General features: G+C 39.1%; 19 protein-coding genes. 12 read left to right on the top strand and 7 right to left on the bottom strand.

Going from position 1 to position 24,729, the window contains the following annotated elements; translation table 11 throughout:
- Window positions 1-2 precede the first annotated feature (2 nt).
- On the bottom strand, window positions 3-638 hold the full coding sequence (locus JK629_RS03595; RefSeq protein ID WP_202337267.1) for a 4'-phosphopantetheinyl transferase family protein: 636 nt from the start codon (window positions 636-638) through the stop codon (window positions 3-5).
- 93 nt (window positions 639-731) lie between these two features.
- Here JK629_RS03595 and ahcY point away from each other — a divergent pair, with 93 nt between their 5' ends.
- The 6 genes from ahcY to JK629_RS03625 all read left to right on the top strand — a co-directional run bounded on the left by ahcY (window position 732) and on the right by JK629_RS03625 (window position 7,515).
- Window positions 732-2,048, top strand: a complete 1,317-nt coding sequence (gene ahcY, locus JK629_RS03600; RefSeq protein WP_202337268.1) for an adenosylhomocysteinase — start codon at window positions 732-734, stop codon at window positions 2,046-2,048.
- A gap of 105 nt (window positions 2,049-2,153) precedes the next feature.
- A complete protein-coding gene (locus tag JK629_RS03605; protein ID WP_202337269.1) occupies window positions 2,154-2,624 on the top strand; it encodes a very short patch repair endonuclease in 471 nt (156 codons plus the stop codon).
- The gene (locus JK629_RS03610; protein WP_202337270.1) at window positions 2,617-3,756 is read left to right on the top strand and encodes a methionine aminotransferase; all 1,140 of its coding nucleotides are present in this window, start codon (window positions 2,617-2,619) and stop codon (window positions 3,754-3,756) included. Before JK629_RS03605 ends, JK629_RS03610 begins: the two co-directional genes overlap by 8 nt.
- A gap of 133 nt (window positions 3,757-3,889) precedes the next feature.
- On the top strand, window positions 3,890-6,163 hold the full coding sequence (gene katG / locus JK629_RS03615) for a catalase/peroxidase HPI (RefSeq protein WP_202337271.1): 2,274 nt from the start codon (window positions 3,890-3,892) through the stop codon (window positions 6,161-6,163).
- A 75-nt stretch (window positions 6,164-6,238) separates the two neighbouring features.
- Complete coding sequence (locus tag JK629_RS03620; protein WP_202337272.1) at window positions 6,239-6,715, top strand: ankyrin repeat domain-containing protein; 477 nt, start codon at window positions 6,239-6,241, stop codon at window positions 6,713-6,715.
- 20 nt (window positions 6,716-6,735) lie between these two features.
- Entirely contained in the window at window positions 6,736-7,515 is a 780-nt protein-coding gene (locus tag JK629_RS03625; protein ID WP_202337273.1) for an amidohydrolase, read from the top strand.
- Here JK629_RS03625 and JK629_RS03630 read toward each other — a convergent pair.
- Together JK629_RS03630 and JK629_RS03635 are read right to left on the bottom strand one after the other, a co-directional pair.
- Complete coding sequence (locus JK629_RS03630) at window positions 7,502-9,106, bottom strand: Ig-like domain-containing protein (RefSeq protein WP_202337274.1); 1,605 nt, start codon at window positions 9,104-9,106, stop codon at window positions 7,502-7,504. The two genes, JK629_RS03625 and JK629_RS03630, sit on opposite strands and share 14 nt — an antisense overlap.
- Window positions 9,107-9,185: 79 nt before the next feature.
- Complete coding sequence (locus JK629_RS03635; RefSeq protein WP_225626111.1) at window positions 9,186-9,797, bottom strand: ComF family protein; 612 nt, start codon at window positions 9,795-9,797, stop codon at window positions 9,186-9,188.
- Window positions 9,798-9,931: 134 nt separating this feature from the next.
- Here JK629_RS03635 and JK629_RS03640 point away from each other — a divergent pair, with 134 nt between their 5' ends.
- Both JK629_RS03640 and JK629_RS03645 read left to right on the top strand, forming a co-directional pair.
- Window positions 9,932-10,819: a hypothetical protein gene (locus tag JK629_RS03640; RefSeq protein ID WP_202337276.1), complete on the top strand. Its 888-nt coding sequence runs from the start codon at window positions 9,932-9,934 to the stop codon at window positions 10,817-10,819.
- Window positions 10,820-10,904: 85 nt separating this feature from the next.
- Window positions 10,905-12,443 carry a glycine--tRNA ligase gene (locus JK629_RS03645; protein WP_202337277.1) on the top strand — a complete coding sequence of 513 codons (1,539 nt, stop codon included), beginning with the start codon at window positions 10,905-10,907 and terminating at the stop codon, window positions 12,441-12,443.
- Between the two features lie 73 nt (window positions 12,444-12,516).
- Here the strand turns inward: JK629_RS03645 and JK629_RS03650 are convergent, their stop codons facing one another.
- Together JK629_RS03650 and JK629_RS03655 are read right to left on the bottom strand one after the other, a co-directional pair.
- Window positions 12,517-12,816 (bottom strand): hypothetical protein, encoded by a 300-nt coding sequence (locus JK629_RS03650; RefSeq protein ID WP_202337278.1) that lies wholly within the window; start codon window positions 12,814-12,816, stop codon window positions 12,517-12,519.
- A 119-nt stretch (window positions 12,817-12,935) separates the two neighbouring features.
- Complete coding sequence (locus JK629_RS03655) at window positions 12,936-16,400, bottom strand: hypothetical protein (RefSeq protein ID WP_202337979.1); 3,465 nt, start codon at window positions 16,398-16,400, stop codon at window positions 12,936-12,938.
- Window positions 16,401-16,524: 124 nt separating this feature from the next.
- Between JK629_RS03655 and JK629_RS03660 the strand changes: the two genes are divergently transcribed.
- Window positions 16,525-17,295: an exodeoxyribonuclease III gene (locus JK629_RS03660; protein WP_202337279.1), complete on the top strand. Its 771-nt coding sequence runs from the start codon at window positions 16,525-16,527 to the stop codon at window positions 17,293-17,295.
- The gene (locus JK629_RS03665) at window positions 17,292-18,329 is read left to right on the top strand and encodes an NADP(H)-dependent aldo-keto reductase (protein WP_202337280.1); all 1,038 of its coding nucleotides are present in this window, start codon (window positions 17,292-17,294) and stop codon (window positions 18,327-18,329) included. The genes JK629_RS03660 and JK629_RS03665 overlap by 4 nt, the downstream gene beginning before the upstream one ends.
- On the opposite strand, the gene JK629_RS03670 is transcribed toward JK629_RS03665, so the two are convergent.
- Both JK629_RS03670 and radA read right to left on the bottom strand, forming a co-directional pair.
- Window positions 18,326-19,690 carry an acyl-CoA dehydrogenase family protein gene (locus tag JK629_RS03670; RefSeq protein ID WP_202337980.1) on the bottom strand — a complete coding sequence of 455 codons (1,365 nt, stop codon included), beginning with the start codon at window positions 19,688-19,690 and terminating at the stop codon, window positions 18,326-18,328. The genes JK629_RS03665 and JK629_RS03670 overlap by 4 nt on opposite strands.
- A 107-nt stretch (window positions 19,691-19,797) precedes the next feature.
- Window positions 19,798-21,159: a DNA repair protein RadA gene (radA, locus tag JK629_RS03675; RefSeq protein ID WP_202337281.1), complete on the bottom strand. Its 1,362-nt coding sequence runs from the start codon at window positions 21,157-21,159 to the stop codon at window positions 19,798-19,800.
- Window positions 21,160-21,206: 47 nt separating this feature from the next.
- On the opposite strand from radA, the gene JK629_RS03680 reads away from it, so the two are divergent.
- Window positions 21,207-24,074 (top strand): sensor histidine kinase, encoded by a 2,868-nt coding sequence (locus JK629_RS03680; RefSeq protein WP_202337282.1) that lies wholly within the window; start codon window positions 21,207-21,209, stop codon window positions 24,072-24,074.
- A complete protein-coding gene (locus JK629_RS03685; RefSeq protein ID WP_202337283.1) occupies window positions 24,075-24,728 on the top strand; it encodes a response regulator in 654 nt (217 codons plus the stop codon).
- The last annotated feature ends 1 nt before the right edge of the window (window position 24,729 follow it).

The raw sequence follows: 24,729 nt of genomic DNA on the forward strand, positions 1-24,729 counted from the left end.
TACTATTTTTCAGAAATAAGCGCATAGGCACAAGTGAATTGTTCAAATTCCAAAAAATCCACATCGTATTTTTGTTGTTTGTCCTCGTAAGTCACGGTAGCAGTGGTTTTGTTTTCATCGAGATTAAAGTCTTCCACATAAATATGTTCCAAAAAGCTTACCCCTTTTTCGGCAAAACTTTTATATAAAGATTCTTTGGCGCACCAAACTATAGTTAACTTTCGCATTAAAGCATCTTCATTTGCAAAAATCTTGTACGCTTTCAACGGGGTGAATTTATGTGCGATCCGCAAGATTTTGTGTCGCTGCATTTCAATATCAATTCCCACTTCTATATCACTAATTATTATTGCAGCGAAATTGAAGGAATGGGTAATGGAAATGTGCTTATCGCCTGTTAAATGCGGTTTTCCGTGTTCATCGTAATACAAATCGTGATCGGTATATCCATCCAAAGCCATCAAATGCCGAATACTCATAAAACCGCGACGGTGCAGGTCGCTCTTCATATTATTAACCCGGGTTGCACAATTATCGGTAAGTTGAATACCTTGGGAAAGTGCTTCAAAAGACTCTTCAATCTTCCAAATGAAGACTTTAGTATTGGGATTTACTGTTATAGTTTTGTAAAGTGGCATAAACTTTTAAAGGATATTTCGTAGTTTTGCGGACTTTAGATTTGAAATAATTTTTAACAAAAATCCGCTATTGCGGGTATAAAGATAACAAATATGTCAACGAAAACTGTGCCTTATACGGCGTACAAAGTAAAAGATATTTCCCTTGCTGATTGGGGAAGAAAAGAAATTGAGCTTGCAGAAGCAGAAATGCCAGGGCTTATGAGTTTACGTGAAGAGTACGGAAACGAGCAACCTTTGAAAGGGGCGCGTATTGCCGGTTGTCTCCATATGACCATCCAAACTGCAGTACTTATTGAAACGTTGAAAGCCTTGGGCGCTGAAGTTACTTGGAGCTCTTGCAACATTTTCTCTACACAGGACCACGCTGCCGCTGCAATTGCCGACGCTGGAATTCCAGTATATGCTTGGAAAGGAATGACCGAAGAGGAATTTGATTGGTGTATCGAGCAAACACTTTTTTTTGGCGAGGATCGCAAACCGTTGAATATGATTCTGGATGATGGTGGCGATTTAACAAATATGGTTTTGGACAAATACCCTGAACTTGCCGCTGGCGTAAAAGGTATTTCTGAAGAAACCACCACAGGTGTTCACCGTCTGTACGAGCGTATGAAAAAAGGCACATTGCCAATGCCGGCAATCAATATTAATGATAGCGTTACCAAAAGTAAATTCGACAATAAATATGGTTGCCGTGAAAGCGCCGTGGATGCAATCCGCCGTGCTACTGACATTATGATGGCAGGAAAACGTGTGGTAGTTTGTGGTTATGGCGATGTTGGTAAAGGAACTGCTGCTTCTTTTAAAGGGGCTGGAAGTATCGTTACAGTTACCGAAATTGATCCAATTTGTGCGTTACAAGCTGCAATGGACGGATTTGAAGTGAAGAAGTTGGAAACGGTTGTAGGCAATGCAGACATCATAATTACTACAACAGGCAACAAAGACATTGTTCGCGGTGAGCATTTTGAGGCGATGAAAGACAAAACTATAGTATGTAACATTGGGCATTTTGACAATGAAATTGCAGTAGCCTGGTTAAAGAAAAACCACGGACACACCCATGTTGAAATTAAGCCACAAGTTGATAAATACACCATCAACGGAAAAGACATTATTCTTTTGGCTGAAGGCCGTTTGGTAAACCTTGGTTGCGCCACTGGCCACCCAAGTTTTGTAATGAGTAATAGTTTCACCAATCAAACTTTGGCGCAGATCGAACTTTGGAAAAATGGTGAAAACTATGAAAACGAAGTATATATGCTTCCAAAACATTTGGATGAAAAAGTAGCAAAATTACACCTTGAAAAAATTGGGGTTGAACTTACTGAGCTTTCTGAAGAACAAGCAGAATATATTGGCGTAACTGTTGAAGGACCCTTTAAGCCTGAGTATTATAGATACTAATTCAAAATAAATTTGAAAAGAATAAAACCCTTGCAGATTTGTGAGGGTTTTTTATTTCAAAATATTTAACTTTTAAAAAGCTAAGATTATTTATACTTTAATAGAATGATTTATGAAGAGGAAAAAATAAAAGTCCCACGTTTCAACGAAGAATCTGGTTTCTACACCACGAAAAAGCGTTCCAAAATGATGGGCAAAATTCGTGGGAAGAACACCAAGCCAGAATTGCTTTTCAGAAAAGCCCTTTGGAAAAAAGGCATCCGTTATCGCGTGGACACCAAAAAACTGCCCGGAAAACCCGATATTTCCATCATAAAATACAAACTTGCCATTTTCATTGATGGTGAATTTTGGCACGGCTACAATTGGCCGGAAAGAAAAGAAACACTCAAAAGCAACCGCGGTTTTTGGATTCCCAAAATTGAACGGAATATGCAGCGCGACCGAGAAGTAAACCATCAACTTGAAGAAATGGGTTTTACGGTTTTTCGCTTTTGGACCAATGAAATAAAACATAATTTAGACAAATGCATCAACGATATTTTGGTGTACATAAATACAGGACAGAATGATTAACTCAAAACTCCCAAATATAGAAACCTCCATCTTCGCCAAAATGAGCAAAATGGCAGCGGAACACCATGCGCTTAACCTTTCTCAGGGATTCCCAAATTTCCCCAGCGACCCCACTTTGAATGCTTTGGTGGACAACGCAATGCGCGACGGTTTTAATCAGTATGCGCCAATGCCCGGAGATTTTGAATTGCGGATGGAAATTTCAAAAAAAATAGAAAATCTTCACAATCATTTTTACAATCCCGAAACTGAAATCACAATTACGGCTGGTGCAACTCAAGCTATTTTTACAATAATCGCTGCGACAATTAGTAAAGGCGATGAGGTAATTATTTTCACTCCCGCCTACGATTGTTATGCACCAACGGTGGAACTCTTCGGTGGAAAAATTGCTCCCATTCAACTGAAACCTCCTTTTTATAGTGTGGATTGGCAGGAGGTTTCGGATAAGATTTCTTCAAAAACGAAAATGATTATCATCAACTCGCCACACAATCCAAGTGGAATGCTGTTTTCAAAAAACGATATGCTTCAATTGCAGGATTTGGCAGAGAAAAATAATCTGTTGGTTTTAAGCGATGAGGTTTATGAACACATCATTTTTGACGGGAATATACATCAAAGTGCATCAAAATATGAAGCTTTGGCGGAGCGAAGTTTTGTAACTGCCTCCTTCGGAAAAACATTTCACAATACTGGCTGGAAAATGGGCTATTGTGCCGCACCCAGAAATTTGATGGAGGAATTTCAAAAAGTACATCAATTCGTGGTTTTTTGCGTAAACCATCCCATTCAAAAAGCATTGGCAACTTATTTAAAAGACGAAAATCATTATTTGAAACTGTCGGATTTCTATCAGCAAAAGCGCGATTTTTTTCTGCATTTAATGGAAGGTTCCAATTTCAAAATTATTCCGTCTAAAGGAACTTATTTTCAAATGCTCGACTTTTCAGAAATTTCAAATGAAAACGATATCGCTTTCGCGGAAAGACTTACGAAGGAACATAAGATTGCGACCATTCCAACGTCCGTTTTTAACGAAGGCAAAAAAGATTTTAAACAGATTCGGGTTTGCTTTGCCAAAACGGATGAAACTTTGGCGGAAGCTGCTAAAATTCTTCAACAGCTATAATTTATAAATATTATCAAATTCCCTTCAAAGAATAAGTTTTATCAATCCAAAGATTAAAACAACCGATTGATTTTTAAGGTTGCAGCCTTTTTAATTGTTATTTTCGTAGGATACACTTCAAAATATTTCTACCATGGAAAATAATAACGATAAAAACTATCACAAAGGAAAAAACCCCAGCGGCAACACGAGCGATGTTTGGGAAATTAATGACAGTTCTGCGCAGTGCCCCTATTTTGGCAATGTTCAGCATCAAGTAGCTGGCGGAGGTACCAGAAACAGCGATTGGTGGCCGAATAGTTTACGATTGAATGTGCTGCGGCAGCAAGATTCAAAATCAGACCCCATGGGCAATGGCTTCAATTATAAAAAAGAATTCGAGAAACTGGATTATGATGCTTTAAAAAATGATCTCACAAAATTAATGACCGATTCCCAAGACTGGTGGCCCGCAGATTACGGCCATTACGGCGGATTGTTTATCCGTATGGCTTGGCACAGCGCGGGAACGTATCGTGTAACCGATGGTCGCGGCGGCGGAAATACCGCAAACCAACGTTTTGCACCATTGAACAGTTGGCCCGACAATGGAAACTTGGATAAAGCGCGCTTGTTGCTTTGGCCAATTAAGCAGAAATACGGCAAAAAAATCTCCTGGGCAGATTTACTACTTTTGGCGGGAAATGTGGCGCTGGAATCGATGGGCTTTAAAACATTTGGTTTTGGCGCAGGCCGCGAAGATGTTTGGGAACCTGAGCAGGATGTGTATTGGGGTTCTGAAACACAGTGGCTTGGCAATGACAAGCGTTATGAAGAGGGTCATCTTGAAAAACCCTTGGCGGCAGCGCACATGGGCTTGATTTATGTGAATCCGGAAGGACCAAATGGAGAGCCCGATCCAATGGGTTCTGCACACGATATTCGCGAGACTTTTGGAAGAATGGCCATGGACGATTATGAAACCGTGGCGCTTGTTGCAGGCGGGCACACCTTCGGAAAAGCACACGGAGCAGGCGATGCCGAAAAATATGTAGATGTGGAACCTGCTGGAGCCGCAATTGAACATCAAAGCAAAGGGTGGATAAGCAGCTACAAATCTGGATTTGGCGACGATACCATAACTAGTGGGTTGGAAGGTCCTTGGACGCCCGTACCCAATCGATGGGACCATGATTATTTTAGAGTATTGCTTGATTATGAGTGGGAATTAACAAAAAGCCCCGCTGGTGCCCATCAGTGGAAACCGACAGCGGCTTCAAATGCAGACAAAGCTCCCATGGCTCACGATTCATCAAAAACACAGGACTTAATGATGAGTACGGCAGATATTGCTTTAAAAACCGATCCCGCTTATTTAAAAATCTCAAAACATTTTAGAGACAATCCCGAAGAATTCGAAGATGCCTTTGCGCGCGCTTGGTATAAATTGACCCATCGCGATATGGGGCCAGTTTCCCGTTATATTGGCCCAGAAGTTCCTTCGGAAGAATTGCTTTGGCAAGACCCTATTCCTGCGGTTAATCACACTTTGTTTGACGAAAAGGATATTTCATCATTAAAAGGAAAAATACTCGATACAGGTTTGTCAATTTCTGAATTGGTTTCAACCGCGTGGGCTTCTGCTTCAACCTACAGAGGTTCCGATATGCGCGGGGGTGCAAATGGCGCCCGAATTCGTTTGGAACCACAAAAAAATTGGGAAGTGAACAATCCTTCGCAATTAGCTAAAGTTTTGGACAAGCTTGAGGAAATTCAAAAAGATTTCAACGGCAATCAAAACGGTGACAAAAAGGTTTCGATGGCAGATCTGATTGTTTTGGGCGGATGTGCCGCCATTGAAAAAGCTGCTAAAGATGCAGGGCATAACATTACTGTGCCGTTTACTCCCGGACGTGGTGATGCATCTCAGGAGCAGACCGATGTAGATTCGTTTACACATCTTGAGCCTGCTGCGGATGGTTTCAGAAATTATTTGAAGCCCGACCAGCACGCTTCTTTTGAGGAATTGTTGGTTGATAAATCACAATTATTAACGCTCACTGTTCCAGAAATGACAGTTCTTGTGGGCGGAATGCGCGTTTTGGATACAAATTGGGATGGTTCCAGCCACGGTGTTTTTACCGATAAACCTGAAACATTGACCAATGATTTCTTCGTAAATCTTCTTGATTTGGGAACAACTTGGAAAGCCGTCGGTGATGACGATCGCATTTTTGAAGGTCGCCACAGAGCTTCGGATACTTTTAAATGGACCGGAACTCGGGCAGATTTAATTTTTGGCTCCAACTCAGAGCTTCGCGCAATTGCGGAAGTTTATGCCTGTGAAGATTCCAAAGAAAAATTTGTGAACGATTTTGTTGCAGCTTGGAGCAAAGTGATGAACTTGGATCGTTTTGATTTAAAGTAAACAAAATGTAAATTATTTTATAAATGAAACAGAGTTGCAAAATATGTGACTCTGTTTTTTTACTTTTATGAAACTATGAGAGACAGATTATTTGATTTAATACGCTTGAAAGATGTTTCAGAAGTTAGAACACTGCTGAAAAATTCTCCTGAACTGGTTTCCGAAAAAGACACTCGCGGCTCCACACCACTTTTACTTGCCACTTATTATGGCTTTTACGATATTTCAGAAATCATTTTAAAATTTCCGCAAAATATTGATGCGCAAGATGCTTCTGGCAACACCGCTTTGATGGGTGTTTGCTTTAAAGGTTTTGACCATATCGCTAAGCTGTTGCTCGAAAATGGCGCTAATCCAAATATTAAAAATTTCAACGGTGCTACAGCTTTAATTTTTGCTGCTACTTTTGGACGAAAAGAAATAGTGTGGATGCTTTTGGACAAAGGTGCAGACAAATCAATAAAAGATGACAGAGGGTTGACGGCTGCAGACCACGCAAAAATGCAGGGTAACCGGGAGATGGTTGAATTGCTTGAAGAAAAAAAAGAATAGAAAATAAAGAAAAAGAAAGTTTGAGCAAAAATTTAAAAATAACAATTATTCAAAGCGAACTTCACTGGGAAAATGCCGAAGCAAATCGCGCGATGTTTTCTGAGAAAATCCAAAATATTGAAGGCGAAACAGATTTAATAATTCTCCCGGAAATGTTTCCTACAGGTTTTTCAATGAATGCCGAAAAGCTTGCTGAACCGAACAATGGCGAAACTTTGCGATGGATGATTCAAGAAGCACAAAAAAATAATTGTGCAATAACGGGAAGTATTATCATTTCTGAAGAAAACAATTATTACAACCGCCTATTTTTCGTTTTTCCCGATGGAAGTTTTCAAAAGTATGACAAAAAACACACCTTCACTTTAGCAAAGGAAAACAAAACCTATTCTGCGGGAAATGAACGTTTGATTGTTGAATATAAAGGTTGGAAAATTTGTCCGTTGGTTTGTTACGATTTGCGTTTTCCAGTTTGGGCTAGAAATACGGAAGATTACGATGTATTGATGTATGTTGCAAATTGGCCAAAAGTTCGCACTCTAGCTTGGGACACTTTGCTTCGTGCCCGAGCCATTGAAAATATGGCGTATTGCATCGGTGTAAACCGCGTAGGTTTTGATGGCAATGAGCACGAATATGTGGGCCATTCAGCAATTTATGATGTTTTGGGAAAGCAAATTTCAACAACTAGTTATGAAACTGAATTTACCGAAACAATTGTTTTGGATAAAGAACACATTGAAAGCAACCGAAAACACCTTCAGTTTTTAAACGATCGCGATCATTTTATTTTAAAATAAAAGTCTCATTCAAACTCCAGTTGGCCCTAACTTCAATTTGTGTTGGATAATAAATAATCCGCTCGGGCTGCATTCGGTTCAAGAAACTCCCCGTGTCCCAGCTGCGGTTTTCATTTTCATCGTAAATTATTCTTACAAAATATTTATCGGGTGAAAGTGCTCCAAAAAAAACATCTTTGTTTTCTGTTAGATATTTTTCCGCCACTATATTGTATTTACTGTCAAGTATTTGAACAATAATCGGAAATGCTTCCACATTAACCAGTGTAAGGTTCAACGTGCCATAATCTGACTCCAATCGTGTGTTTACGCTAAACTGAATTGTGTCATTGGTTTTTTCAAAAAAATCAGTCAACGCTCCCGGCAAAATATTTATCGAATACGTTTGGTCTTCGGTCTTTGGAAAATATATTTCGGCCCAATTGTACTTTTTATTTAGCGTAACAGTAGTTTGAACAAAAGAAGAATCTTTTGCCATAACTTGAAATTGTTCGGCATCAAAAGTTATAAGCGGCGTGTTTGCACGCAATTTAAAGGTATCTTTTAATTTCAAAGTGCCGGTTTTCAACGCAGAAATAGTCAATGAATCTTTAAATAGTTCACGCATGCGCACGGTACCGGTATCAATAAAATTTTTGTTAGTCAGTTTAAAAATTAGTGAGTCTGTTTCCATGGCAGGCTTAAACCAATAATGCAAGGTGTCCTTTTTTTCGTCCTTAAAAACCGTTGCGATATAATCTTCCGGTTTTTCTGAAAGCAATTCAATATCTATACTGTCTGCACGACCTTCATACCCAAAAACAATATGGTTTTTTCCTACCTGACTTGCGCGCACAAATTTATAATCGGGCGTTTCCTTAAAAAGTGTAAGTGTGTAACTTGAATCTGCGGGAAGGGTAATAAGTTCTTTTTCAAAACCTATTTTATCATTTTGTGGTTGAAAAATATAATCGTTGTTTTTTTCCTTCAATGCCAAAAGAAGATATTTTCCTTCCTTTAAATTGGTTAATTCAAAAACTCCCGTGCTATCTTTGGTGACGGTTATGTAAGTTGGTTTTTCAGAATAAATAATTGAATCCGTAAAAGCTTCGTTTGCTTCATAAAGCATTACTGTTGTTGGAATTTCCGGCGCTATTAATTGTGCGTCTTTCACTCGTCCCGAAAGCTTTAGACTATCAATATAGCTTCCCGTAGAAAAAATATATTTATAGTATTCAAACTTGTTTTCTTCGTTATTATCCACTATACTATTTCCAAAGTTGAAAGAATACGTAGTATTTGGTTTTAAAGTATCGAGTATTTTAATCCGTAGGGTTTTTGAAGTACTTAAAGGCGTAATAATGGGAGTGTATTTCATTGGTGGTGAAATAATGAGCTCTTTGTTTACTTCTTTAAGTTTTATGTATTCATCAAATCGAATTTCAATTTCACTACCGGTAAAATTTGTAGTGTAATTTTCAGGACTGCTTCTTACTATTATTGGCGGAATGGTATCCCGTGGCCCACCCGATGGCGATCCTTTTTTTGCACAGTCCACGAATGACAAAATCATCAAAAAAGCTATGGGAATGTAAAGCAGGCGGTGTTTCACTAAATGTCTTTTAAAATTTTGTGGCGCAGCGGCACGGCTTCAAAATTAAACAATATGTAGCAACTATTTACAAATACTTTTAGGCTACTGCAATTGTGGCAATACTTAGTGATACGTTTTCACCCTTTAGCAGTTGGAGGGCACATTTTTCCAACGTGGCACCTGTGGTTATTATATCGTCTACTAATAAAATGTGCTTGTCTTTTATTGCTTCCAACTTCTGAATTGAGAAAACCTCTTCGGCCTCAAAACGCAGTATTCTGGTTTTGAAAACCTGTGAACCCGATTTTGAGATTTTAATCAAAATATCATCACGATAGGGAACATTTAACGCTTTGGCTATTTCCATCCCAAAACCTTCCACCTGGTTATACCCGCGTTTTTTTAATTTTTGTTTGTGCAGCGGCACCGGAATCACCAAATCGATTTCTTTATAAGAATCGATTTCAGAAATTTCAGCGCCCAACCATTTTCCGAAGAAAGTGCTGACCTTCTTTTTTCCGCGGTATTTTAAATTGTGCAAAAGTTCTTGCGTCAACCCTCTTTTCTGAAAATAAATGAGTGCTGTAGCATTCTTCACCAAAAATCTTCCGTAGAATTTATCTTTCAAACTATTGTTTCCAGTTTTGTGGAATGAAGCAATTGGTAGCGAATGAATACACGCCGTACACAATACGTCTTCCTGTTTCATTAAATGTTGTTTACAACCCACACAAACTTTTGGAAATAGTAGATTTAACATATTTTAAGAATTTTTACCATTTTGTAAACGTTTGTTAAAGAAATACCTGCCTACTTTTACCACCTAAACTTAACTTATTAATTATGAGTAGCGAAAACGAAAACAATAGTGGCAAATTTAAGATTCTGATTGGCGTACTTTCAGTATTACTTATTGCCTTGGCCGTTTATACTGTAACGTTGTTCAACGATAGTAAAAATACGGTATCAAATCTTGAGATGCAAAAGGCAGATATTGAACAAGAGCTTGAGGGCCTGATTGCAAATTACGATGAAGTAATAAAGGAAAATGAACTTAAAGACAAAGATTTATTAGCAGCGAGAGAAAGAATAACGATTCTGCTAGATTCGGTGAAAGATGCCCAAGCAAATGTGGCCTTGATTGAAAGATACAAAGCCGAAGTAGGCAGACTTAAGCAGGAACGCTCTATGCTTTTTAAACGTGCTGATAGTTTAATTGCTGTAAACAGACAGCTCGCTATGGAGCGCGATAGCACCTCAATGGAGCTTTCCAATACACGAATGGTTGTAGACTCAGTAAGTCAGGAAAATTTGGCTATGAACGAAACCATTAAAAAAGGTTCTATTGTAAAAGCAACCGACCTTCGCGGTGAAGCTGTAATTATAAGAAACAGTGGAAAAGTAGTTGATACCAAACGTGCAAGTCGTGCTGATAAGATTAGAGCTTGCTTTACCTTGGCACCTAACGCCATTGCAACAAGGGGTGACAGGACATTGTATGTTCAAGTTATAAACCCTCGTAACAAAATGATGGGTGATGATGCTGTAAAACAGTTTGAGGAGAAAAACATTAATTATAGTAGTTCTACAAATGTATTTTACGAAAATGACGAATTGGATGTATGTATCTTAGTAAATTCAGCCGAAGCAGATCTTGTGGAAGGACGTTATACCATCAACCTTTTTGATGGGCCAAACCAAATTGCGACCACTACCATGGAGCTTAAATAATCATGTTTTAAAATTAAAAGTAGGTAATTTTAAAATAAATGAAACCGCTGTGAACTTATCACGGCGGTTTTTTTATTTTTGCGCTATGGCAAACAACGACGATCAATTTAAGAAAGTAGTATCTCACGCAAAGGAGTACGGATATATATTTGCATCAAGTGAAATCTATGATGGGCTTAGCGCAGTCTATGATTACGCACAAAACGGAGTAGAATTAAAGAAAAACATTCGCGAATATTGGTGGCGCAGCATGGTGTATATGCACCAAAACATAGTAGGCATAGATTCTGCTATATTGATGCACCCCACCACATGGAAGGCTTCCGGCCACGTTGATGCTTTCAACGACCCTTTGATAGATAATAAAGATTCCAAAAAACGCTATCGTGCCGATGTGCTTATTGAAGATTACGCCGAAAAACTAAACCAAAAGGCCCAAAAGGAAATAGAAAAAGCAAAAGGTCGTTTTGGCGATAGTTTTGATGAAGAACAATTTGTAAGCACAAATCCCCGTGTAGTGCGTTATCTTGAGGAACAGCGTACCGTTTTGGAACGCATGGCACGCTCTCTTGAAAAGGAAGATTTGGCAGATGTAAAGGCTTTGATTGAAGAATTGGGCATTGCCGATCCCGAAACGGGTTCAAAAAATTGGACCGAAGTACGCCAATTCAACCTCATGTTTGGCACCAAGCTAGGAGCCTCTGCTGAAAGCGCCATGGATCTTTACCTGCGGCCAGAAACCGCCCAAGGTATTTTCGTAAACTTTTTGAACGTTCAAAAAAGCGGAAGGATGAAGATTCCTTTCGGAATCGCCCAAACCGGGAAAGCTTTCAGAAATGAAATTGTAGCCAGACAGTTTATCTTCCGTATGCGTGAATTTGAACAGATGGAAATGCAATTCTTTGTACGTCCCGGCGAAGAGCTGAAATGGTACGAATACTGGAAGGAAACCAGATTAAAATGGCACTTATCACTTGGGATGGGAGAAGAAAACTACCGTTTCCACGACCACGAAAAGTTAGCACATTACGCTAATGCCGCAGCAGATATAGAATTTAATTTCCCCTTCGGTTTCAAAGAATTGGAAGGAATTCATTCCCGAACCGATTTTGATTTAAAGGCACACGAAAAATTTTCTGGAAAAAAATTACAATTTTTCGATCCGGAATTGAACGAAAGTTATGTGCCATACGTTGTGGAAACCTCTATTGGTTTGGACAGAATGTTCCTCGCCGTTTTGAGCAATTCATTACAGGATGAAACTTTAGAGGACGGAAGCGTGCGAACTGTTCTAAAATTGCCCGCTATTTTGGCGCCAGTAAAAGCTGCTGTTTTACCATTGGTTAAAAAAGATGGTTTGCCCGAAATTGCCCAAAAAATAATTGACGATCTTCAGTGGGATTATAACGTAATTTATGACGAAAAAGATGCCGTTGGAAGACGCTATCGCCGCCAAGATGCTGCCGGAACGCCGTTCTGCATTACAGTGGACCATCAAACTATTGAAGATGATACCGTAACCATTCGCTACCGCGATACTATGGAGCAGGAACGTATCAAAGTTTCAGAAATTTCAGAAAAAATGAAGGAAACCATTTCATTCAAACATTGGCTTTCCGAATAATTTTTTAAGTGGTTAATTCTATATTTCGAAGGAGGAGGATATTTGGTTATCCTCCTTTTTTTTGACTCCAAAATTATTCATCGCGATTCTTTATTTCGGTAATTTCAACTGGAGCCGCCTTTTCACAACGGTTCATTCTGCGCAGTCCATTAAATTTTAACCAAATAGTTTGATTATCTCTTCTGAAATTTTCACTCAAATTAATGGGGTCAACATAATAAAAATCTTTCTCGCCTTCCTTTAACTGAATGGTGTATTCACAATCATCGGCCAAATCAGAATAGATTATCCTGCCCGGCAAATAACCATCAGCCATCATTTTTGCCGCAAGCGCTTTTTTAGCTTCTATTTCAGCAGCGCTATTGGTTTCCATATTTTGAGATTGGTTTTGTGAAGAAACGCAGGAGAAAACTGCAAAACTAAACAATAAGTAAAACGAAATTTTGGCCAACATTCTTTTTGGTTTTTAAGTAATGTATGAAGATACAAAAATTAAAAATACGCCCGTAACTGAATACTTCCAGTATGCACAGTTTTAGTAGTCTCACTTTTTCTACCGAAATATGAAAGATTAGCATCCAAATATTTAGTTATCCGTTTTTGAAAAAGCAAACGCCAAGTAAAGTTGGTGCCCGGCTGCAAGCCTTCCAACATTTGGTAAGCCACGGGTGAAAAAGGACTTCCTTCAAATTTATTATCAATATAATTGAATTCCCCATTTATTGAAACCTTTTCGGCATTGGTGTAGGCGAAGGAAAAACCCATTGTTTGCTGGTTCAGCTTTTCCATTTCGCCCAATTGATTGTCTTGGTTTGCAAATTCATAAAAAACATCAAAACGTGTTTGTTGGTTCAGTAAATAGGAGATTTTCGGATTGAATTCATAGGAATCGAGACGGTAATTTCTGTTGGCAAAATTTTCAGAAAGACTTTCATTGCTGCCCGTTGCACCTTTTAAATTCAGCAACCAACTTTCCCAAAATTTATGATTGAAATTAAATTGGTGACTTTTCAGATTATTTCTTTGTAAACCCACAGCGAGCAGATTATCTGCCGAAGTAGATATGAAAGTATAACTCGTTGTAAAATGCTGCTTTCCGCGATTGAAAAATAAAGCATTTCGAAAATTCAGGGTAAGTCCCAATTGTTCATCGCCGCCATCTTCAAAAGGATTGATGTTGAAACCGTCGTTTTTCCGCTTTACTTTTCGGTCCAAAACATAAGAGGTTTGATTGTAAAAATGCGAAAGCACATTTCTAAATCCTTCTTTGTTTGACCAATTTTGTGGATTTAACGTAAGAATTTGACTAAACTTATTCTGTCTAATCTTTAGAAAAACCTGATTGGGAAGCAACACCCGAATATACTCCGCTTGATCCTGAAATTGAGCCACTTCAAATTCTTCAAGTTCCTGAATGCCATTGTTGTTGTAATCAATCCAGGTGTAAACGCCCTGTCCCGGTTCTGTCTTAACATACATAAATTCCTGTTGCGGAATCACTCCATTGTTAGACTCCAAAGCGGTATTTAAACGAATGCCGCCATCAAATAGTGATTGATTGTAAATTATTCGAGAGTTTAGCGAACGCTCAGTCTCCCGATTATCGATTACTACCGGGAGCGAATCATTCGGATCAAAACCTGTGCCCGACTTTGGCTCGTATTTCAAGGTTCTGTAGTTTGCAAATGCTGAAAGTTGGGTGTTTTCAGTATTTATAAGTCGAGACTTTAAATAATACGTATTTGAAGAATTCACCTTTTGAAGCACATTATTACGAACACTATCATTAACCCGAAACTGATAACCGGCCTCAACAAAAACCTTAGTACTATCACCAATGCCCGAAAAAACCTCAAAAGCTGCGAATTTTTGACTTATTGGTGAAATACTATCGCGCGTTACATCTTTTATTTGGTTGTCTTCCAAAGCCACTTTACCGCCTACCCAAGCTTTTTTGAAGGAATAAGTTGACGTGTTATTCAATCTAAAAAATTTTGAAGAAATAGAATCTGCCTTGCTGTTCAGAAAGCTTCCATAGGTCTGTAGTCTTAGTTTTTTTAGCTTTATTTCTGAAGCACTTACGTGCCGTGTACCATTGAAATTTTCAGAAAAATTCAAATTTTGGAATTCATACCTTCCGCCACCAATTTTTGGATGTGAAACCTCAACTCCTGAAATCACAAAACTTTGGTTGCCCATAGGGTTGATAAGGTTCCAATCTCGGTTAAATTCAATATTGTAAAGCCTTTCAATGGTTCTAAAATCTTTTTGAACAAAATCCAAGGAACCGAAGCCATCAATTTTTAAAGTATCGGCGGTGGTGAACAAACGTTGCTTAAAAGCCAGCCTTCCCGCAAAACCATTGTTATTATTATCGTCAATATCACTAAAAAGATTCAGGTCGTTTTGGCTTCCTGCCGCTTCAAAGTCAATACGTGTCTTTTCCGAAGGATGGAAACTTCCATTTACACCGCCCACCTGTAATTTTATGGGTGCATTTAGCCTAATAACGGGCGCATAATTTCCTTGGGGCACACCATTAACTGGTGCTACGTATTCAAAAATACGACTGATGGCATTGGTTTCGCTAATCACATAGTCGCCATTATTTGGCCCCACAAGTGAAAATCGCACACTGAAAAGTTCATCATCGGGATTGCTTGAAAAAACGAAAACTTCTTCACCGTTAATAATTTCCTTTTTATAAAGAATTTTATTTTCGGAATAGGTGTCAGGCACCGCCGATGGAGCGTTCATCAGCTCCCTATCATCGCCTGCTGCCTGTAAAATAGCCACTTGTTCTTCGGAAAGATTTTGTTGCAGGGGTTGGTTTTTGGCATCATTTTCCGAATAAACATATACACCTAAATCAAGGTTATCGCTTGTGTAATTTCCTCCCCCATAACCTATAAAACGGGTGTAGCTTCTATCGGTATATTGATATTCTACCGAAATGCGCATATTGCTGGTTATCGGATAGGTAGGGTTGAATTTTATTTCCCCAGCGTTATAATCAATTACATAATCTTCGTTTTCTCCTCGCTGCAAAAGCAGTCCGTTAACGTAAACCCGCTCGCTTCCCGAAACCACCAAAATATAAAGTTCGCCATTGGGACCGACCAATTTATACGGTCCTTGGTTGCCTTCCTGCCCAACAAATTCACTTTTTGAAAATACGCCGCGCACCAAAGCGCCGGAAGCAAAAGCTGAAATTTTGGAACCGTCTTCGTTGTTAAAAGTTCCGCCAAGCGAGATTCCCTGTACTTTTTTTGTAAATCGGCCGAAATAACTATTGCTGTTCTGCAAGTCAATATCACCAGCGCGGATGTTCCAGTTTTCGCCAAAAAGTTCGATGAAAATTTGGTCAAACTCATTCAAACTTTGGGAGTAGCCGCCTTCCTGTGTGGGAATATTGGCGTCCTGAATTGATGCCCGAATGGAAACCTTTTCGCTCAACTTTCCTGTAATTTGAAGGTCGAGTTCGCTATTCACCACCGCATTTTGATTGTTACCTATAGTGATTCCGCGAGAAATGCTACCCGAAGTGTTCAACCCGTCAAAAGGTGTAAATGTGTTTTTAGTATTGCTTTCGTCCAAAGAGTACAGCTTCTCTATTTGGCCCGTATTTTCCACAATAATTTTTGGATCGAGGGCGAAATATTCCCGAGTTAAAAACTCTGGGTATTGTAAATATTGAATAGTGAGTGAATCTTTTTGTTGCTGTAATTCTTCAGAAAAAATAATGGTTCCTTTTTTGAAATCTATTCGATAGCTAAAAGGATCGGGTGAGTTTCCTTCCCTATCAAGAATCACGAAACGTTTTGGGTTGATGCCCGCGCTGTCCAAAACCACGGTATCCCTTAATGCAACTTTTCTTTCTTTATAATTGGAAGTAATATCCTGCGCATGGCCGATGGCAGCAAAAAAAAGAAAAAAAACTAACAGGTAAAACTTCATCATCAATATAACTGAATGTAGCGTTTTATATTTTGTGAATATATTATGAAAATCTTTACGGTCGTGGGCCGTGTAAAAATACAATGTTAATTAACTTAGTGGCCTTTAATAAACGCTACTTACAATGAAAATTATTTCATACAACGTAAACGGAATTCGCGCCGCAATGCGCAAAGGTTTTATTGATTGGTTAAAAGCCGCAAACCCTGATGTTATCTGCCTACAGGAAACCAAAGCCAATTTTGACCAAGTGGAAATCGAAGAAATTGAAAAAGCAGGTTACCCCTATCATTATTGGTACAGTGCCGTAAAAAAGGGTTACAGTGGGGTGGCGATCCTTTCAAAAATTAAACCGAACCATATAGAATACGGCACCGGCATTGAATATATGGACGCCGAAGGAAGAAACATCCGTGTAGATTTTGATAACGTTTCGGTAATGAGTTTATACTTGCCCAGCGGTACAAACATAGACCGGTTGGAGCACAAACTTACTTATATGGACGATTTTCAGAAGTATATTGACAATTTGAAAAAAGAAATTCCAAACTTGGTTATTTGTGGCGATTATAATATCTGCCATGAAGCAATTGATATTCACGATCCCATTCGGAACGCCAATGTTTCCGGGTTTTTGCCTGTGGAAAGAAAATGGCTTGATGGATTTATGAAAAGTGGGTTTATTGACAGCTTTCGGCATTTCAATAAAGAGCCACACAATTACACTTGGTGGAGTTATCGCGCGAACGCACGCAACAATAATAAAGGTTGGCGTATAGATTACAATTTGGTTTCAGAGCCGTTGTTGGACAATTTGAAGCGCGCCGTAATTTTGCCCGATGCCATGCACAGCGATCATTGCCCACATTTGGTAGAACTTGAATTTGAAAAATGAAATACACAATCCTACCAAATACAAATCTAAAAGTCAGCAAACTCTGCCTTGGCACAATGACGTGGGGCCAACAAAATACAGAAGCCGAAGCCCACGAACAGCTTCACTTCGCTATTGGAAAAGGCATCAATTTTATTGACTGTGCTGAAATGTATCCCGTTCCCGCAAACCCAAATACGCAGGGAAAAACGGAAACCTATATTGGAAATTGGCTAGCAAAAAAGAAGAATCGCGAAGATTTAATTATTGCCACAAAAATTGCAGGGCCCAGCCGATCAATGGACCACATTCGACAACCGTTGGATTTCAGCAAAAAATCTTTGGAAGAAGCTATTCATAAAAGCTTGAAACGCTTGCAGACTGAGTATATCGATTTATACCAACTTCATTGGCCTGAGCGTAACACCAATTATTTCGGACAGCGCGATTATACCCATAAAGAAAACGAAGCGTGGCAAGATAATTTCGCTGAAGTTTTAAATAATTTTGAAGAATTCGTAAAAGCGGGAAAAATCCGCCACATCGGACTTTCAAACGAAACACCTTTTGGGGTGATGCGCTGCATCGAGGAATTCCGAAATGGAAAAATAAAAATTGCCTCGGTTCAAAACCCCTATAATTTATTGAATCGAAAAGATGAAATAGGTCTTTCTGAAATTCTTCAACGTGAAAATATTAGCTATTTAGCTTATTCGCCCTTAGGCTTCGGAACACTAACGGGAAAATATTTAGATGGAAAAGCTGATGAAGATTCACGAATAAACCAATTCAAACAATACACCCGTTACAGCAGCAAACCAGCTTTTGAAGCGACAAAAAAATATTTTGAAATCGCGAAAAAGCACAATTTAAGTTTTACGCATTTGGCGTTGGCTTTTATTCTTCAGAAGAAATTTGTAACCGCGCCAATCATTGGCGCCACATCCATAGAGCAACTTGCAGAAAATATTGAAAGTATCAACGTAACCCTTTCCAAAGAAATTTTAAAGGAGATTGATGCTATCCACAACCAAATCCCGAATCCAGCGCCTTAAACAAACGCGCTATAACCGGTAATAGCACGACCAACAATCAATGAGTTGATTTCTTTGGTACCCTCATAACTGTATATTGCTTCGGCGTCTGCGACAAAACGGGCTACATCGTATTCCAAGAGTATTCCGTTGCCGCCCATAACCTCTCGGGCTTGGCTTACCACATCGCGGGTTCGCATGCTACAAAATACCTTTGCCAAGGAAGCATGTTCGTCTGTCAACAAACCTTCGTCCTGCAATTCCGAAAGACGGAAACACATAGTCTGCATAGCTGTTAAATTCGCAACCATTTCAACCAAATGATTTTGCACCAATTGAAATGAAGCAATGGGTTTTCCAAACTGTTCGCGCTTTTTGGTGTATTTCACCGCAGCTTCATAAGCGCCCCTTGCGCAACCCACGGCTTGCCAAGCTACTCCGGCCCGCGTCATCCGCAGTACTTTGGCGGTATCTTTAAAAGAATCGCATTTTTGAAGTCGGTCACTTTCGGGAATTCGACAATCCGTCATTGTAATTAAAGCGTTTTGCACAGTTCGGAGTGCCATTTTATTTTCAATCTTTTCGGCCTTAAAACCCGGATTTCCTTTTCTAACCAAAAATCCTTTCACTTGATCGGAAGCTTCGTCGCGCGCCCAAATTATTGTAACGTCTGCAAATGTTGCATTTCCAATCCATTTTTTTTGTCCGTTTAAAACCCATTCGTTACCTTCCTGCCTGCAGGTAGTTCCCAAACCGCCCGCAACTGCGGAGCCCACGTCGGGCTCGGTGAGTCCGAACGCACCGATAAGCTCCATTTTCGCCATTTTTGGGAGCCATTCCTGTTTTTGCTCCTCGCTTCCGCAGATGTAGATGGAACCCATAGCCAAACCACTGTGCACGCCAAAAAAAGTAGAAATGGAAACATCTACCCGCGCCAATTCCATCGCGATAATGCCTTCCATAACGTAGGTTTCGTAAGGTGTTCCGTAGCCTTCATAGGTAAGTCCGCAAATGTTCAGTTCTGCCATTTTTGGAATAATCTGAAAGGGAAATTCGGCTTTGTTCCAGTATTCATTAGCTATCGGCTTTATTTCATCTTCCATAAAATTGCGCACTTTTATTTGAAGTTCGCGCTGTTGAGGCGTGAGTTTTAATGCCAAATCATAAAAGTCGCCATCTATAGGCGGCAGTTTGTGCTGTCCTTTTTTTCCGCCTTTGTGTTTCAGCATTCGCATCAAACCCGCAAGTTGCCGATCGTCAAGCTCTCCCACGGTTTTCATAATTTCAGAAAGATCTACTTTTTGCGAAAGTTTCCCCAGCGCATCTAGATCGATATCCTGCATTAAGTGAATGGTCTGTTTGATTTTTGAAAAGAAGGACATAATGGTTTTTTTAGAATTGACTTCTAAAGATACCATTATGTGGTTTTCTTAAGGCTAAAAAAAAGTTAATTTGGAGGAAGCGGTTTTAAAGCACAGATTCTATCTAATTACCCAAAAAGATGGCGCACCACATCGTGCACTTTTGCTACTTTTATGATGTTAATGTGGAAGTTTTGCTTCGGAATTTTGCAATATTTTGAAATAACAATAGAAGTGAACCCAAGTTTTTCGGCTTCCAGAATACGTTGTTCCACACGGGTAACGGGACGCACTTCACCAGCGAGACCCACCTCAGCGGCAAAGCAAAGTCGCTTGTCAATGGCAATATCAATATTTGAGGAAAGTACCGCGGCAACTACTGCCAAATCAATTGCGGGATCGTCAACGGTTATTCCCCCGGTTACATTCAAAAAGACATCTTTTGCGCCCAATTTGAAGCCTGCACGTTTTTCCAAAACAGCAAGAATCATATTCAGCCTTTTAGCGTTATAGCCCGTGGCACTTCGCTGCGGTGTGCCGTAAACTGCACTGCTCACCAATGCTTGAATTTCAATCATCAACGGGCGCATGCCTTCCAAAGTTGCGGAAATTGCGGTTCCGCTTAAATCTTCGTCATTTTTAGAAATCAAAATTTCGGAAGGGTTTGAAACCTCACGCAAGCCACTTCCCTGCATCTCATAAATACCTAACTCATTGGTACTTCCGAAACGGTTTTTATTGGCCCGAAGAATTCTATAAATATGGTTTCGGTCACCTTCAAATTGTAAAACGGTATCAACCATATGTTCCAAAATCTTTGGGCCGGCGATGTTTCCGTCTTTGGTAATATGGCCTATTAAAATTACCGGTGTTGCGGTTTCCTTGGCAAATTTTATAAGTTCGGCGGTGGTTTCCCTAATTTGCGAAATGCTTCCCGCTGTGCTTTCAATATAATCTGTGTGAAGCGTTTGGATGGAATCAATCACCACAATATCGGGTTCAATTTCTTCAATATTTCTAAAAATATTTTGCGTTTTTGTTTCGGTTAAAATGAAACAGTTTTCAGAAATAGGCTGGATTCGTTCCGCTCGCATTTTTATTTGCTGGGCACTTTCTTCACCCGAAACATAGAGTGTTTTATAAGGAAGTTGCAGCGCAATTTGAAGCATCAACGTACTCTTTCCAATTCCGGGTTCACCGCCCAAAAGCGTTAGGGAACCGGGAACCAATCCGCCTCCGAGCACACGGTTCAATTCGTTGTTTTTTGTATTCAGCCTCGCTTCAGCTTGTGTTGAAATTTCTGAAACGCGCTGTGGTTTGGCAACTCTCTTGGAAGTGTTTTCGGATGACTTCCAGCTAACCTTTTCGGCTTTTTGGATTACTTCTTCGGCTATGGTGTTCCATTCCTTACAGGAATTGCATTGCCCTTGCCATTTGGCATATTGGGCGCCACAGTTCTGGCAGAAAAATGTTGTCTTTGTTTTGGCCATAATAGTTTCGCTAAAATAAATATATTTACGCTACAAACCTTCGGTAAATGAAACGCTTATTCCTCACATTTTTTTTATTGTGTTTTTGTTCGTTGGTTTCCACCGCACAACGGTATCAATTTAAAAAATATAAAACAGAAGAAGGACTCGTAAACAACGAAACCTTTGCCATATTGCAAGATAGCCAAAACAGGATTTGGGTAAGCACTACCGGCGGAATAAGCTGTTTTAACGGAAAAACTTTCAAAAATTACACCACAGAAGACGGGCTGGTTTCAAATATTGTTTTCAGCATTTTTGAGGATAGCAAGGGGCGTATTTGGGTTGGTACGCTGGATAATGGCATAAGTATTATTGAAAACGGAAAAATCACGAACCCACAAGGCGTGGATTTTGACTTTTTGGGAAGTGCCACCTATATTTTGGAAGGGAGCGATGGCACAATTTATATCATTTTCGTAAAAGGTATAGTGACCTATAAAAACGGAAAACTGGAGTACTTGCTAAAAGGAACTGAAGAAAACCAAATCTCAGGACTACAGCAGGCAGCTTGGTATGATAGCAATACCTTATATCTAAGTTCATCACAAACGGGTATTTTCAAAATGACCCTTAACCCTCTAAAAATTGAAAATATTTACAATGAAAAAGACGGGATAAACAACATCTGCTACTCGGTTTTTGTGGATGCCAAAAAAGATGTCTGGGTGGGTGCTTATGGCGAACTCTACAAAATATCAAAAGGAACGCTTACGAAGTTTAAATTCCAACAAGAGGATTTTGACAAAAACCGTATTTATGGAATTCTCGAAGAAAATGAAAATGAGCTTTTTTTAAGTTTTGAAGGCAATGGCTTTGGAATATTCAATAAGCATACAGGTAATTTAAAAATCATAAATGAAGCCCAGGGCCTTCCCTCAAAATATATTTACAGAGCTATTAAAGATACCGAAGGCAACCATTGGATGACTAGTTATGGTGAGGGAATTATTCGTTACAGGGATACCGCTTTCAAGATTTATGATGATACACAGGGTTTGCCATCAAAATCAGTAAATGATATCGCGGAATGGGACAATGAATTGCTCATGGCCACAAATGATGGGGTGTTTGCTTTAGACGAATCTCAAAACATTCGGCTCATAACAAGAAGCGGTGCCATAAAAAACCTCTTTATTACACCCATGGGAAACCTCCTTTATACTACCGAAAAAGCTGTTTTTGAACACACTAAGAGCAGCCATAGACCTACATTAATAGATGAGGGAGATTACAACCTATTGTTTAAAGACCAGAATAAAACCTTCCTTTTTGGAACCGATAAAATTAAAGTTTTGGCAAAAGATTCCACATATTATATAAATTCCCGAAGAGCCATAACCATTGTACCTATCGCTGATCGTTATATTCTTTGCAAAATAGCAGGTCTGTTCCAAATGAACGATAGAAAAACAGACACCATTCCAGGACTTCACCCCAATTTGCACAATGACTTTAGGAGCTTGGATGTCATCAATTCAAATGAAGTACTGGCGGGAAACGAAAAAAAATTGTACCACATAACACTGCAGAACGAGCGTTTTAAAATTCAGACGTTTGACATGGGCCGCTTTGCCTACTTGAAACAATTTAGGGCATTGAAGGTTGATGGCAACAATTTATGGCTGGCTGGCAGAGATATGTTGTTAAAAGTTGATCTAGAATTTTTATTGAAAAAAGATAGTGTTGTGGCAAAAAAATATACCACTGTCTCCCATTTTTTGGAAAACGATATCGATTTCAATTCACTTTTTATTACGGCGGACAAAACCATTTTGGCCACTTCCCTCAGCGGAATGCTTGCCTTTAATGAAAAAGCATACCTTGCCAATACGCAGCCTCCAAAACTAAATCTTTCGGAAATTCTTTTGTTTTCAGAACCCTTGGAGGATAGCCTTTACAGAACCAACAAAGGCATTGTTCTCCCCCATCAAAAAAACTATTTAAGTTTTTTAATGGAAGCTATAACGTTTACAAACCCAGAAAACGTTCATTATAAATACAGAATGAAAGGACTTCGGGATGGAAATGAATGGTCGCAACCTACCAAAAACCCTATAGCAGTCTTTTCTTACCTTCCCCCGGGTGATTATACTTTTGAATTTATTGCCGATAATGGTGATGGTGTATGGCAAAATGAACCTTTTCAATATGCATTTGTGATAACTGTTCCGTTTTGGAAGACATGGTTTTTTTGGGTTTCTTTATTATCTATTTCATCATTAAGTGTTTTTTTATTTTACTATTTCAAAAACAAAGCAGAACAAAAAAGAAACGAAGCTTATACCCACAATCTCATCAAAGCCCAAGAAGAAGAACGTACGCGTGTTGCACGTGAGCTTCACGACAGCGTTGGACAAAAATTGATGCTGCTCTCTAAAAAAACCAAATCAAACGGCAACCAAGAAATGGAGTTTTTAGCGACTAATACCTTGGAAGAACTGCGTGCAATTTCGAGAGGTCTCCATCCTGCAACACTGGAACGCTTGGGCCCCACAGCTGCCATTCGAAATATGGTGGATGAAGTGGATTCTAATACAAATATTTTCTTTACCCATGAAATTGATGATATCGATGCTTTTTTAAGTAGAGAAGCATCATTACATTTGTATAGGATTATACAAGAAATTTTAAACAATATGGTAAAACATGCTGAAGCAAAAGCCGCTTCAGTTACCATTGAAAAAAAGGACCATAGCATTGAAGCCGTTATTGTAGATAATGGAAAAGGATTTGAAATTTCCGAAAAAGTAAAAACCAGTACGAGCCTCGGAATGAAAACCTTAATGGAACGTGCAAAAATTTTACACTCAAAAATTGATATAAAAAGTCAAATCAATAAAGGAACAACCATAACGCTAATTATCCCAATATAAATGCATGAAAAGAGTAAGATTTCTGTTGTTATTGCAGATGATCATCCTATGATTTTAAAAGGATTGCATGATGAGTTACAAGCAAATAACTACACTGTTTTGGGCCAAGCGGCCAATGGCATGCAGGCACTGGAACTTATATTAACCCACAACCCAACCATTGCCTTACTTGATATTGACATGCCTCTTTTAACAGGTTTTGAAGTTATAAAAATGTCAAAACAGAAAGGTGTAGACACGAAGTTTATTATTCTCTCCTTTCACAAAGACAACGAATATATATCTCAGGCCAAAGCACTTCAAATAAATGGATATCTTTTGAAAGAAGACTCATTTTCTGAAATTGAAGACTGCATTCAATGTGTTTTAAACGGTGATGTTTGCTTCAGTCGTTCATTCGCCCCTTCTTCGCTTGCAAGTGTTTCCGAAGAATTAAAAAAAATAAAGCACTTAACTTCTTCTGAAAAAACGATTTTAAAGTTAGTAGCAGAACAATTGAGCAGCAGCGAAATTGCCGAAAAGCTTTTTATTTCCGTACGCACGGTAGAAAAACACCGGAGCAACATAATCATGAAGCTAGAAATTGAAAATATCACCACCAATGCCTTGACCAATTGGGCATATTTGCATAAAAATGTTATTAAAGAGCTTTAGA

Source organism: Aequorivita iocasae, assembly GCF_016757735.1.
GTDB lineage: Bacteria > Bacteroidota > Bacteroidia > Flavobacteriales > Flavobacteriaceae > Aequorivita > Aequorivita iocasae.